The sequence below is a fragment of the Copranaerobaculum intestinale genome, assembly GCF_009831105.1.
GTDB classification, from domain to species: domain Bacteria; phylum Bacillota_I; class Bacilli_A; order Erysipelotrichales; family Erysipelotrichaceae; genus Copranaerobaculum; species Copranaerobaculum intestinale.
Genome location: NZ_WUUQ01000004.1, coordinates 22,700 through 36,641, shown reverse-complemented (window position 1 = coordinate 36,641; position 13,942 = coordinate 22,700). Strand labels below are relative to the sequence as shown.

The following is a 13,942-nucleotide window of genomic DNA, read 5'->3' as shown; positions in this document are numbered from 1 at the left end:
TTCTATGCCAGCAAGACATAAGGGTGCAATATCGTTCGGACTGGTTCATATCCCGGTTCAGCTGTATAAAACAACCAGAGATATCGATATCAGCTTCAACCAGCTCTGCAAGGAAACCAAGGAACGGGTACGTTATAAAAAATTCTGTCCCAACTGTAAAAAAGAAATCAAAACGTCCGATATCGTAAAAGGATATCAATATGAAAAGGATAAATATGTCATTATGAGTGATGAAGAGCTCGATCAACTGAAAACAGAAACAGATCGGACAATCCACATCCTGCAGTTCACAAAGCTTGCCGATATCAGTGATATCTATTATGAGAAAAACTTTTACGCGGTACCGGAAAAAGGCGGTGAAAAAGCTTTTGAATTACTTCATCAGGCGATGCTCAACCAGAAAGTTGTTGCCATCGCAAAAACCGTGATGGGTACAAAGGAGCAGCTGTTGGCGCTCTGTCCCAAAGAAGAAGGCATCCTATTTAAGACGCTTTTCTATGAGGATGAAATTGAATCAGTTCCTAAGGTTGTAAACAAGCAGAAACTTACCAAAAGTGAAATGAACATGGCGAAAGCATTGATCGATTCGATGACCTCTCCATTCCATCCAGAAGAATTTGAAGACGAATATCAAAAACGGCTGCGTCAGGCAATTGAAGCGAAAATTACCGGAAAGGAAATCAGTGAACCTAAAGCGGATGAACGAGATACTGTCGTTGATCTCATGGAGGCTTTGAAACAAAGTGTAGCGATGACGAAAAAACCGGCCGGTAAACGTCGTCCGCAGGCATGAACAGCTTTGTTGAACGCACCATTCGACCGATGCTGATCGGTGAAACTGCTGAACCGTTTGACAGCGATGATTATCTCTTTGAACTCAAGTTGGATGGTCTGCGTTGTCTGATGTATTTGGAAAATGACCGAGCCGAAATCTACAATAAGCGAAATGTAAATATTACGGAGGTTTTTCCCGAGTTTCATGATCTCTATAAATATGTGAAAACACCCTGTTTATTGGACGGAGAACTAATTGTATATGAACAAGGAGCAATTGATTTTTTTGCCCTTCAGCAGCGTGCACATCAAAAAAATCCCTTTCGTGCAAAGCTAGCTTCAAATTCTCATCCCGCTCATTTTACCGCATTTGATATTCTGTATGCCAAAGATAATTGGATTATGGATCAGCCGCTCACAAAACGTAAAAAGATACTGAATCAAACGGTACGATCCGAGTACGAGCGATTCTCGGTTTCACGAACGATTGAGCGTTATGGAACCGCTCTTTATCAGATGACAGTGGAGAAAAATTTAGAAGGGATCGTTGCCAAACAAAAAAGCAGTACTTATATACCAGACTCCCGCACAAAAAAATGGGTAAAGGTCAAAAATCTAATGGATGATGATTACGTCATATGTGGTTATATTCCCAAGCATGATTCGATCATATCACTGGTACTTTCCCAATATGAACAGGGTGAACTGCAATACTGCGGTCATGTCACAATGGGAGTCAGAAATTTACATTTCCTCGAAGATCAGCAAATCTCTATCCTGAAGGAGTGTCCCCTGGCAAAGCTTCCTCCCCATCATGAAAATGCAGTTTGGCTGGAGCCAAAGGCTGTCGCTGTGGTTAAATTCATGATGAAAACTGAATCAGGTTCTTTACGGCAGCCGATCTTCAAAGGTTTTCGTACAGATAAGAATCCACGCGACTGTATTCGCAGATAATATAAAAAGATGTCGAAATCTCGGCATCTTTTTATAATTCGTTTAATTAAGCAGCTTTACGTTTCAGTAGGAACAATACGGCTGCCGCAAGACCGGTAACGCCAAATGTGCTGGCTAATGCGCCGACATTTGTAGTATCACCAGTAGGGACACCTGTTTTGTGAGTGTCATCAGCTGGTTTTTCAGGTTCAGGCTGTGGTTCAACATCCATGTTAAAACTGTAAGTAGGAGCAACCGCACCGCCATTCATCAAAGATGGTACGAAAGCCGTTGTAGGAGCAGGGTTTGCGTCAACAAAAGCTGAGAGCTCTTTCAAAATAGTTTTTTCATGACCTAATACTTCACCAGCTACTGCCTTACCTAAAGAAGTAGCTTTTGCGCTAAGCTGTGACTTATCTGTGTTATATAGCTGCAGCATTCCCTGATCAACAGCTTTCTGCTGCTCAATCAGTTTCTGCTGGTAACTACGCCAGTAAGCCTTTACATTAGCACCGTACATTGCACGGTTTTTAGAAGATAATTCCTGAACTTTAAAGAAGTTCCAATAGAATGAATTTTCGTTAAATTTAGAGGCACCGTTGCCGGTAGCAACCTGATATGCTTCATGAGTATCTGTTAACAACTGTGCATAATACGGCACATAAACCGTAAATTCACCATTAGCCATCGCTAACCATTCAAGACCAGCTAACTCTTTCGGCATATTCTTACGCTGCTGCTGAATGTGGATCTCCATCTGTGTATCCGCACCGATTGCACGGTAACCAGTTGTATCTGTAGCATATGGTGTTCCTTCATAACGATATCCTAAAACATTTACAACATCCATTACACCAACTTTTTTATCAGGGCTGAACAGCAGATCCATACCAGTTGCTGTATTAGGATCCGGATCTACAGTATTGATAATAGATGGAGCTAATAAGTTTTTACCGCCCCAAACACGGTAAGTGTTACTTGCTGAATATTTTGCCATATATGATTTTGCTACCAAGAAACGATTCTGAGCATCATATTGTGCCGTTCCTGCATCAATTGCCGTCTGCTCCAAATTAGCTGATTTGATAACATCGCTTGCTGGATAAGACGCAATTTCGCCAAGCATCATCATATTTGGAATAACAGCTACTTTGTCAGTTGGCATTTTAATAGCTGCATACTGATGACCGGATACAATTTCCATGTACCAAACTTCATTCTGATCACTAACCATGATCGTATTACATTCACCGGCACCGTATGTATCAACAACGTTTGCCAGAATTTCAATAGCATTACGAGCTGAAGTAGCCTGAGAAAGCAGGATGCTTCCCATAGATTCTTCTGTAATACCAGTATTTCTTACCAACGGATCTTTTGCTTTGATACTAGCGTGATAACTAGTTGATACAGTAGCTGTTACAGAAACTCCGTTTTCATTGAAACCAGCTTCTGCAAATCCTTCTGCTTCCGGCTTACCGTCATCGGTATAGTCATCCTGTACCAAGGTATAACGGTAAGTATGTGATGGCAAAGGCATTGTAAATCCAGTAACATCTGTATACATAGCGCCAGCCGCATGATCCTCAGCATGATGTACTTTAAACATCTTGTTGTGGTTTTTCTGCAGATCTTCAGAACGAGCTACGATACTGGATCCATCGTCAGAAACATCACTGCCGACATAAACCATCGTACATGCTGATACACTGGAGATACTGCCATATGCAAACATGGATGTAAACAGAACAGCAGCAATTCGCTTTAAGTTCATATTTTGCTAATCCTCCCTAATATTATCTCAATAATTAGACTTTTATATACATCTAACATACCAGTTAAAACTGGTTTTTTTGTGCTTAAAAAGACATTTATTTGCCGTTTTTATCAATTCTATACGTATTCATTAAAGTCTACTTATCAAGACAGAATACGCAAATTTTACTACATAATCCTAGGACCAAGTACATTATCTACCATTCAAAATGAGAAGTCAACAAAAATTTAGTAACCCCTTACATTTTTGTATAATTAACGACAAAATGTGACAAAATAAAACCTCATTTCTGAGGTTTTATGCTTCCTTTATGATTTTTGACAAAGCTGGAATTATCTGTTTTTTACGTGAAATAACACTATCTACGAAATACTGTTCATCCATAATATCTTCTTTGAAAGCTTCATCGACAATCCAACTTAGTTCACCGATAAACACTAAATTGCTTCCTTTTCCTTCAACATCGGTAAAACACATCATCAACAGATCGAATTTGTTGATTGTATTGATTGTTTTTAGGTATTCGATGAAATCTCGTTTAATATCAACCATTTCCTGTTTATCAGCCAGATTAATCTGACCGATCGCGATTCGCTTTCCATCGATATTGTATTCTTTAAAGTCATTATAGAGGATTTCAGAAAGCGTTTTACCTTTCAGCGTAGCGACTGCCTTGAACATATCCGGAGCGATGCCGCTTAGATTAATGTCGGCTATGCCTGCCAGCCATTCTGCCAAGATTCGGTCGACCGGCGTAGTAGTCGGTGAGTTGAAATTCATCGTATCTGAAATAATTCCATAACACATGAGCGCTGCAGTGACGGAATCGGGCTCCATATTCTGTTCCTTATACATCATGGCGATGATTGAACAGGTTGAACCGATAATTTCATTACGAAAGCGCACCGGACTGCTGGTCTCCACATCTCCGATCCGATGATGATCGACGATCTCCAGAATTTCCGCATCGCGGAGATCATCAATGCTTTGTGATGTTTCATTGTGATCGACCAAGATAAATTTCTTTTTCTGATAATTCAGTAAGTGATAACGGCTGATTGCCCCAAGTACACGGCCCTGATTGTTTAACACCGGGTAGGAACGAAAACGCGACTGGGACATTTTCTTATAGACGTCATCAATATACTGATGATTGTCAAAGGATACCACCTTTCGGCACATAATGCTGGATACCGGAATCGCCTGATAGATGATATTTGCTACATCCATCATTGATTTCATCGTCTGTACGATAATACATCCGTTTTCTTTTGCACTTTCGACAATACCCTTTGAAATGATATCAACTCCTGCCAGAATCAAACAGGAAGCACCGTTTTCTACCACATGACGCTGCAGGCTTAAATCATCACTCATCACGACAACGCTGTCTCTAAAATCAATTTCATGGCGGTCATGATGATTGGAGGTTATGATATGCACATTTCCCTTCCGCCGGAAACGATCAGGTTTATATACCAGATTTCCGTCCAGCACCTCACAGATATTTTCTACCGGTGTTTCCGCCATCAGCGCTTTGATATTCGCCCTGGGATTCAGCAGGATATGGGCAATATCTGATAGTGATACAACGCCGATCAGGCGATTGTCAGAATCAACCACGTACAGCGATGTACTGCGTCCCTGATCTGTGCTCACACACATTTTATCCCATGCTTCTTTCAGTGTTTTCTCCTTGGTGATAGTCAGCGGCTGATCAAATGGTACATCATACAGCTTCAGTTTTGCATTTTGAATATAAATCGGCTCCTGAACGTTAAATTTATTCAGGATGTAGGTTGTTTCTGAATTTAATTCTCCGATTCGGCACGCGATCGCACTAATCCCCAGGCGGCGCTTTAATTCCGCATATGCAATCGCCGATACGATTGAATCGGTATCAGGATTTTTATGTCCGATAATATGAATAATATCTTCCATAATTCCCCTCGCTTTCTTAAAGTACACATAATCATAACCAAAAACTAGAGAAAAAGCAAATCATACTATTCAAGAAAAAAGAAGCAGACAGCTGCTTCTTTTAGAAATTGCATGATATATTCAGGATCGAAGAGTCTTCATAACCGATAAATCCATTCATAATCCTGTATGCATCATTGCAGCGTGAAGATTTCGGTAGTGCCGCTGCTTACTTGCGTATTGTCACAAAGCACAGTATGCAGACCGTTATCTTTCACGATAACCACAATCGTGGTCAGATCCACCTGCTGCTCCTTCATGAATCCACGATCAATTTTAAGCAGCGGCGTCCCCACTTGAACTGAATCTCCTTGTTTTCTCAGCGGTGTTAATCCCTGCCCTTTCAGGCGGACCGTTTCCAGACCGACATGGATGAGAATTTCAATACCGCCGGGCATAACGATACCGAAAGCATGAAGTGTATCCGCAATCAAATGAATCGTTCCTGCACATGGTGAATATATCGTATCCCCCGATAGTTCAAAGGCTGCCCCTGCACCGATCATCTTTGTTGCGAATACCGGGTCATTTACCGCTTCCAGAGGAATTTGAATACCGTCAACCGGTGCATATACATGAACAGCTTTCTTTTTAAAAAATTTAAACATCATCATTTCCTCCCCATCTGCAATATTCATGCAATCTATGAATATTTACATTTCTCATAGTCGTTTGAAGACACACTTTGTTTCAGTCAGATTCGTATATAAACCGTCGATATGATAATACAGTACAACATGATAACGATCAAATGCAAAGGTCAAGGTTGTCACCGCAGAATGATCATGCTCACGTATGACAACCTTCAGCGTGGTCGGCGTTATCCAGGCATAGGATGCAAATAAAGTATTATCAACCGTGCTGGGCTGTTCATTGCACAGACTATCATAAGACATAAACGTATTAAAAGTATGGAACTGATTATCCTGTGCCAGCCAACTGTTATATCCTGCTAATACGCAGTACGTCTGCTGATTGCGGCTGATATGAATTTGAATTTTGTCATCCTCTGATTCAAAGCGAATCCAATCCAATTTAAAATCATTTACACCAGCAGGAATCAATTCATGCAGCCATGGATCTAAGACCGTTTCTTTAGATGTACCAGATAGCGGTAATATTTTAAACACGGGTATCGGTGCAGTTTCCGGCTGATCCTCCATCGCTTCAAATAAACAATCCAAAATCGCCTGACTGCCGGTTGAATTATTAAACATCGCAACGACCAGATTATTTTCCGGCTGAATGAAGCACAGCTGAGCATGCAGACCGGACATCCGATAGCCGCCTCTTGTACACATCCAGAAATGCAGACCATAACCCTGTCGATTTTCACTTCGTTGTGCCGGATAAACATTCACATTTTTCATTTGATAGCTGGTTGCTTGCTTCAGCCAGGATTCTGAAAGTACCTGCAATCCCTTATAAGTCCCATGATCCAAACAGCATTTACCGAATTTCATCAAATCGTGAATACGCAGGTGCAGACCATAGCCGCCGATCGACAAACCCTGCTGATCCTCCTGCCAGTAATAATCAACGATCTGCAGCGGAGCAAACAATCGTGGTCTTAAATACTCGCTCATTTTTTCCCCGGTAAGCTTTGTTACAAGGGCAGACAGCATATGTGAACAATGACTGTTATAGAAAAATACTGAACCCGGAGCATATGCCAGCTTCTTTCCCAAAATTGTCTGAATCCAATGATCCCCCCTCATCACCTCCACCTCGCAGTCCTGTCCCAAAGACATCGTCAGCAGATGGCGAATCGTAACCTGCAAAAATGCCGGATCTTCCACATCGTTTCGATACTCAGGAAAATAGGATATCCATGGCTTTTCAATATCAATCCTCTGTTCTGCTTCCAGAAATCCGATCGCCATTGAGGTAAAGGACTTGGTAACCGAATATACGGGATGCAGTTTCTCCAGTTCATATGGATGAAAAGCTTCCTCAATCAGAAGCTGATCATTCTGACAAATACTCAAAGCATGACATTCGATATGCCGGCGCTTCAGAATATCAAGAAAATGGCAGATGGTTTCTTCTCGCATCTTCAACATATCAATCCTCCATCAAAGCTTCAATTTCCTGCATGATATATTTCACATCAGTACCGATGACAATCTGAATCGCATTGTCGCCAAGATGAACGACTCCCTTTGCCCCAGTCTTTAATATATTGTCCTCATTGATCAGCTTGCCGTCTTTTAATTCCACACGCAGACGGGTAATGCAGTTTTCCATATCTACAATATTCGCTTTACCGCCCAGATTCTCTAATACCTTTTTCGCCATATAGCGGTAATTGGTATGAGCCAGCTTCAGATTTTGTTCATCCTCGCTGATTGCTTCACCATATTCTATATCATCCTCACGGCCCGGGGTTTTGATATCCTTCTTAACAATCACGTAACGGAAACTGAAATAGTACAGCAGGGCCATTGGAATACCGACCACTAAGATCATAAGCGGCGCTGAAGCTTTATTATAAAGTACAACATAGTCGATGAAGCTGAATCCAAAGGTTAAGCCTTCTTTAACATTTAAAAGATACAGAAAGCCGCCTGCAATACCGGTGAACAACGCGTGCATGACATACAGCTGAGGTCCGACAAACATAAAGGAAAATTCAACCGGCTCGGTAATACCGGTAACAAAGGATGTCAGGGCATTGGTAACCATCGCACCTTTGATTTCTGATTTTTTCTCTTTCTTGGCAGTATTGTAGATAGCGGCGCAGACTGCCGGTAATCCAAACATTGTAACAACGAAGTACATGGCCAAAAAGGCACCGGCCGTAGGATCACCGGCCGCAAAGCGAGCAATTTCTCCCTTTACGATACCGCCGTTTACAGCGAAAGAACCCATTTCATAAAAGATATAAACATTCAGAATATGATGCAGTCCGATGGGGATCAACAGACGGTTCAAAATACCGTAAATAATGACGCCGATCACTCCGGCGGAACCGATCCAGATCGCAAAGGTATTCAAAACATCCTGAATTGGAGCCCATACATAGGCGAAGATACAGCCTAATGCAATCATACACAGCGGTGCTAACGTGATAACAAATTTATCACCGGTGAAGAAATTAAACATGCTCGGGGTTTTCCACTCACGGCTGTGATTATAAATAAATACCGTGGTGATACCTACCAAAATACCGGCAAATACACCCATGCTTACATTTTCATTAACTGTTGTAAGCACATTTTTAAAAGCCATCAAGGATAAGACGACCGCAACGATCGGGCTGGTTTTATCCTTGGTTTTTGCGAATGCACTGATTGCGCCAATTGCAAATAACAGATCGATATTTCCGAATACGACAGAACTCACCGCAGTCAATACCGGTAAATTCAGGATGGTCGGATCTCCTAAAAACAGCAGCAAACCGCCAAGCGGCAGCACGACGATCGGCAGCAGCATAGCTTTGCCGAACTTATTCATTTGATTCATAAATCGGTTCCAATACTTTTTCATAATTTCATCACTCCTTTTTCTGTATTTGGTAGACGGTACTTCTTTCAAGCTCCTCACTCTCACCTCCTGCTTTTCATATTGACTTTTCAGCATCGCATCTCTTTCTTCTTCCTTTCCGGTTGAAACAATGCTTTTTATCGTTTGATGAACTTGGTGATATGAATTGCCAAGTAGACAATTTCCTGTCTGCTTAAGGAAACCCCGTATTCCTTCTGAATCAGGGTATTGATCCGATCAATGCTCTTACGCAGCTTTGCATCTTTTTCAATAAATATCGCGTAAAGCTCATCGGCATTAGCCAGAGCCTGATCCTGCCCGGTTTTCAGCTTCGACAGTAAGTATTTAACATGCATGACAAAACGGTAATAATCAAAATCATTCTGATCGATTTCCAGTTTCATCTCTTCCTCGATGATTCCGGTAATGATCTTGGTGCAGTTCATGATATCCAATAGATTGTCCTTCTTATTGGTTCCGGATGCGTTTAAAATGTGAAGCACAATATAACCCGCTTCGTCATCCGGTAACTGCACCTGACTGGTTTGATGAATTTCCTGTAATGCCCACTTCGCAATATCATACTCCTGAGGATACAGCCAGCGAGTTTCTCTTAGGATCAAATTGGGAAGCTCAATCCCCTTTTGAACACGTTCAATAGCAAAAGAGATATGATCGACAAGACTGAATAAACACAAGTCATTGATATTGGGATACAGCTCTTTTTTCACTTTTTCCAGAATGGCTTCTGACACCCGAATGTATTCATAGGGGGTTGTTTCCATGAGCCGGTACAGACGATTCCGCTTGTTTTTCTCTATGGTGTACACCTTTTGAACGCGTCCTAGATTGACAAAGTCCTTCGGCTTTTTACTAAAGCCGACACCCTTGCCGGTGACAATCGCTTCACTGCCATCCTCAAGGACTACTGCAGCGGCATTGTTGTTGAATACCTTAACGACCTGCATATTCATCCTTCCTTTCTTTTTAAACAAAAAAAGACAAAACTACTTTCCGACCGCTTAAAAGCAAGTCTTGTGAAAAGTAAGTTTTGCCTGTTTTCTACAGTAACAATCTCACATAAATTTATAAATGTATCTATTTGTCTATATCTTATAATGAGATTTCGCTTCTGTCAATCCTCCCTTTTCCAGAAATTTCTGGAAGTTATCTGAAAAAAAGAGAAGCAAACTTGCTTCCCTTTTTCATTTGATCGATTATTCCTGAGTCAGTTTTACTAAGCGTTTGTGACGGCGCATAGCATCCTTCTTCGTCTTTTCGAACATTTCGTATGCTGTTTCACCTTTTAACTTCGGCAGCTGAGCATAACGGGTTTCATTCATCATGAAGTCAACCATCTTCTCGTAATCCGGTTCTTTAGAGTCGATGGTAAGCGGCTGTTCATTTCTCGGATCGTAGCGGTAAAGATCTACATAACCACATTCAACCGCTTTCTTCTGGGTAATCTGATGATTGGACAGACCGCCCTTAATACCGTGCTCAACACATGGTGAGTATGCGATGATCAAAGATGGTCCATCATAGCTTTCCGCTTCACGGATTGCTTTCAATGTCTGGTTCTTGTCAGCACCCATAGAAATCTGAGCCACATAAACATGACCGTAAGCCATAGCAATCTGGCCGAGGTCTTTCTTCGCGGTGGATTTACCGCCGGCCGCAAATTTCGCAATGGAAGCAGCCTGTGAAGATTTTGAAGACTGACCGCCGGTATTGGAGTACACTTCAGTATCCATTACCAGAACGTTTACATTCAGATTATTTGCCAATACATGATCAAGTCCGCCGTAACCGATGTCATAAGACCATCCGTCACCACCGATGATCCATACAGATTTGCTTACCAGATCTTCCTTGGTCAATGCTTTTACAGCATCAATATCAGATTTCGCAGCCAGCTCTTTGATAACCGGTGCCAATTCTCTTTCTTTTTCACGATCTCCGTGTACGCTGATATAAGAAGCAAATGCCTCTTTCAGCTCTGGAGCTACCTTATCCATGTTTTCTTCCATGGTTTTCAGGATACGTGCTTCTTTATAGTTTTGAGACAGTGCCATACCATAGCCGAATTCCGCATTGTCTTCGAATAAAGAGTTCGCCCAAGCGACACCTTCACCATTCTTATCCGTTACAAACGGAGTAGATGGGGTAGATCCGCAATAGATGGAAGAACATCCAGTTGCATTCGCAACCAGCATATCGCGTCCGAACAGCTGAGATACCAATTTGTAATAAGGAGTTTCACCACAGCCCGGGCAGCTTCCGGATACTTCAAAGTAAGGCATCAGGAACTGTGAGCCCTTAACCGTAGTAGTTGGGAAATATTCACTCTTATAATCAACCTCTTTGAACAGATAGTCAGCCAATGGCTCCTGATCCAATTTTTCGTTGATGTCAACCATTTCCAGTGCCTTCTTACCGGCTTTACCTGGACATTCCACAACGCACAGACCACAGCCGACACAGTTTGCCGGTGTAACCTGAATGCGGTACTGCATGTTTTCAACACCTTTGCCCATTGCCTGGATGGTCTTGAATTCCATCGGAGCATTCTTAATTTCTTCTTCCGTCAGCAGGAATGGACGAATGGTCGCATGCGGACAAACAAAGCTACAGAATCCACACTGGATACAATTTTCTGGGTGCCATGTCGGTACCTGAACCGCAATCGTACGTTTTTCCTTAAAGGAAACATCATTGCGGATCGAACCATCCAGCAGGAAATCTCCGGTAAATGCAGATACCGGCATATCATAGCCTTCCAGACCATTGATTGCGGCAACATGATTATCAAAATATTCATCACCGGTCAGCTTGCGGCCAGCATTGTAAGTCAACTCTGCCCAGCTTGGATCTACAGCAACCTCTTCGATGCCGTCTTTGCCGGCGTCGATTGCTTTGTAGTTCAACTGAACCACAGCATCACCCTTTTTGGAGTAAGATTTTTTAGCCGCTGCTTTCATCAGATCAACTGCTGTTGCATACGGCATGATCTGCTCATTCAAAGCGAAGAACGCAGACTGCAGGATCGTATTCGTTCTGCGGCCCATGCCGATCTCCTGAGCGATCTTTGTGGCGTTGATAATAAACAGCTTAGCATGTTTTTTAGCCAGCTGTACCTTCATGCGGTTAGGCATGTGCTCCACAATTTCCTCTTTCGAGAATGTGGTATTCAATAAGAAGGAACCGCCGTCTTTCAGGTTTCTTACCATGTCATATTTAAACATATAGGCATCCAATGAGCAGGAAACGAAGTCAGCATTATTAATATAGTACGTAGAATGAATCGGTGAGTTGCCGAAGCGCAGGTGTGAACGCGTTACCCCGCCGGCTTTCTTGGAGTCATATGCAAAGTAAGCCTGTGCATACTGATCGGTATTGTCACCGATGATCTTAACAGTTGATTTATTGGCAGAAACCGTACCGTCTGATCCAAGTCCCCAGAACAGGCAGCTCGTGTAGTCTGCATTCACCTGGAAGCTTTCATCATAAGGCAGGCTCAGGTTGGTTACATCATCGTTGATGCCAACGGTAAAGCCGGTGAACGGATTGTCCTGTTTCAGGTGATCATAAACCGCTTTGATATGGCAAGGCTGCGTATCTTTTGAACCTAAGCCATAGCGGCCGCCAACGATTTCGATGTCTTTGTGACCGTGCAGAGCAGCCAATACATCCAGGTACAGAGGCTCCCCGGTAGCGCCGGTTTCCTTGGTACGGTCGAGTACCGCAATCTTCTTCACGCTCTTCGGCAGAACTGCTTCTAAGTATTTCACGGAGAACGGACGATACAGATGAACCTTGATCAAGCCGACCTTTTCTCCCTGTGCGCATAACGCATCTACGGTTTCTTTAATTGTTTCCGTTACCGAACACATTGCCACAATAACACGTTCTGCATCTTCTGCACCATAATACGTGAACGGTGCATATTCACGTCCCGTGATTTCTGAGATTTTCTTCATATAGTCAGCAACAACATCCGGTACGGCATCGTAGTGGCTGTTTCTTGCTTCTACACCCTGGAAGAAGATATCATCGTTTTCCGCACCGCCGCGGGTAACCGGGTTAGTGTGCGGATTCAACGCTCTGGCACGGTATGCGTCCAGTGCTGAATAGTCAATCATATCTTTAAATACTTCAGTATCCATGACTTCAATCTTCTGAATTTCATGTGAAGTACGGAATCCGTCAAAGAAATGCATGAACGGAACCTGTGCCTTGATTGCGGAAAGATGTGCAACACCGGCCAGATCCATTGCTTCCTGTACGGAGTGAGAAGCCATCATGCAGATACCAGTCTGTCTGCATGCATAGATATCTTCATGGTCACCGAAGATATTCAGTGCACGGGAAGCCAGTGCACGTGCAGAAACGTGCAGTACGCCCGGCAGCATTTCGCCGACCATTTTGTAAATATTAGGAATCATCAGCAGCAATCCCTGGGATGCTGTGAAGGTTGTCGCAAGGGTTCCAGCCTGCAGAGCACCGTGTACAGCGCCGGCTGCACCGCCCTCAGATTGAAGCTCAGCAACCTTTACGACCGTGTCGAAAAGATTTTTACGTCCCTGACTTGCCCAAACATCAACAACTTCAGCCATCGGTGAAGACGGAGTGATCGGGTAGATAGCAGACAATTCGGTAAACGCATAGGCGCAATGCGCAGTAGCGGTATTACCATCCATTGACATAAACTGTTTTGTCATTTGTTTTCCTCCTTATAGTCCTTTCTTATTATAGCCCTTACGAACCTATATTGCCAGTTTTTATTGTGCATTTTTTGGTGTTTTCTTTATAAATTCCTCCAATTTCCATAAATTTTTACCTCACCCTTGTGAAAAAATACACGATTAATAGCTGGAAATAATTTCTGCCTTGGAAAGTTCTTACAATCTCCATATCAAAAACTTGTGAATTTATTAATTTGTATGAACAGAAAAATAAACATAAAAAAGGCAGCTGAGGCTGCCCTTTTTC

9 protein-coding genes are annotated in these 13,942 nt (G+C 42.5%); 2 read left to right on the top strand and 7 right to left on the bottom strand.

The window, feature by feature from the left end; translation table 11 throughout:
- Window positions 1–4 precede the first annotated feature (4 nt).
- Window positions 5–793: a non-homologous end joining protein Ku gene (ku, locus tag GSF08_RS09590; RefSeq protein WP_160625587.1), complete on the top strand. Its 789-nt coding sequence runs from the start codon at window positions 5–7 to the stop codon at window positions 791–793.
- Window positions 790–1,728, top strand: coding sequence for an ATP-dependent DNA ligase (locus tag GSF08_RS09585; protein WP_160625586.1), 939 nt, complete (start codon window positions 790–792; stop codon window positions 1,726–1,728). Before ku ends, GSF08_RS09585 begins: the two co-directional genes overlap by 4 nt.
- Before the next feature lie 46 nt (window positions 1,729–1,774).
- Here GSF08_RS09585 and GSF08_RS09580 read toward each other — a convergent pair whose 3' ends face one another.
- The 7 genes from GSF08_RS09580 to nifJ form a co-directional block, all read right to left on the bottom strand.
- Complete coding sequence (locus GSF08_RS09580; protein ID WP_160625585.1) at window positions 1,775–3,481, bottom strand: C69 family dipeptidase; 1,707 nt, start codon at window positions 3,479–3,481, stop codon at window positions 1,775–1,777.
- Between the two features lie 300 nt (window positions 3,482–3,781).
- Window positions 3,782–5,425: a putative manganese-dependent inorganic diphosphatase gene (locus GSF08_RS09575; protein ID WP_160625584.1), complete on the bottom strand. Its 1,644-nt coding sequence runs from the start codon at window positions 5,423–5,425 to the stop codon at window positions 3,782–3,784.
- A gap of 173 nt (window positions 5,426–5,598) precedes the next feature.
- Window positions 5,599–6,072, bottom strand: a complete 474-nt coding sequence (locus GSF08_RS09570) for a PTS sugar transporter subunit IIA (RefSeq protein ID WP_160625583.1) — start codon at window positions 6,070–6,072, stop codon at window positions 5,599–5,601.
- A gap of 54 nt (window positions 6,073–6,126) precedes the next feature.
- Window positions 6,127–7,527, bottom strand: coding sequence for a serine hydrolase domain-containing protein (locus GSF08_RS09565; RefSeq protein ID WP_160625582.1), 1,401 nt, complete (start codon window positions 7,525–7,527; stop codon window positions 6,127–6,129).
- Window position 7,528: 1 nt separating this feature from the next.
- Window positions 7,529–8,953: a PTS transporter subunit EIIC gene (locus tag GSF08_RS09560; RefSeq protein WP_160625581.1), complete on the bottom strand. Its 1,425-nt coding sequence runs from the start codon at window positions 8,951–8,953 to the stop codon at window positions 7,529–7,531.
- Between the two features lie 134 nt (window positions 8,954–9,087).
- Complete coding sequence (locus tag GSF08_RS09555) at window positions 9,088–9,918, bottom strand: PRD domain-containing protein (protein WP_160625580.1); 831 nt, start codon at window positions 9,916–9,918, stop codon at window positions 9,088–9,090.
- Window positions 9,919–10,167: 249 nt separating this feature from the next.
- Window positions 10,168–13,671 carry a pyruvate:ferredoxin (flavodoxin) oxidoreductase gene (nifJ, locus tag GSF08_RS09550; RefSeq protein WP_160625579.1) on the bottom strand — a complete coding sequence of 1,168 codons (3,504 nt, stop codon included), beginning with the start codon at window positions 13,669–13,671 and terminating at the stop codon, window positions 10,168–10,170.
- Between the last annotated feature and the right edge of the window lie 271 nt (window positions 13,672–13,942).

What these genes read in the sequence shown, in the direction of transcription:
- ku (WP_160625587.1), top strand. Translation starts at nt 5, where the DNA reads ATGCCAGCAAGACATAAGGGTGCAATATCGTTCGGACTGGTTCATATC.
- GSF08_RS09585 (WP_160625586.1), top strand. Translation starts at nt 790, where the DNA reads ATGAACAGCTTTGTTGAACGCACCATTCGACCGATGCTGATCGGTGAA.
- GSF08_RS09580 (WP_160625585.1), bottom strand. Translation starts at nt 3,481, where the DNA reads ATGAACTTAAAGCGAATTGCTGCTGTTCTGTTTACATCCATGTTTGCA.
- GSF08_RS09575 (WP_160625584.1), bottom strand. Translation starts at nt 5,425, where the DNA reads ATGGAAGATATTATTCATATTATCGGACATAAAAATCCTGATACCGAT.
- GSF08_RS09570 (WP_160625583.1), bottom strand. Translation starts at nt 6,072, where the DNA reads ATGTTTAAATTTTTTAAAAAGAAAGCTGTTCATGTATATGCACCGGTT.
- GSF08_RS09565 (WP_160625582.1), bottom strand. Translation starts at nt 7,527, where the DNA reads ATGTTGAAGATGCGAGAAGAAACCATCTGCCATTTTCTTGATATTCTG.
- GSF08_RS09560 (WP_160625581.1), bottom strand. Translation starts at nt 8,953, where the DNA reads ATGAAAAAGTATTGGAACCGATTTATGAATCAAATGAATAAGTTCGGC.
- GSF08_RS09555 (WP_160625580.1), bottom strand. Translation starts at nt 9,918, where the DNA reads ATGCAGGTCGTTAAGGTATTCAACAACAATGCCGCTGCAGTAGTCCTT.
- nifJ (WP_160625579.1), bottom strand. Translation starts at nt 13,671, where the DNA reads ATGACAAAACAGTTTATGTCAATGGATGGTAATACCGCTACTGCGCAT.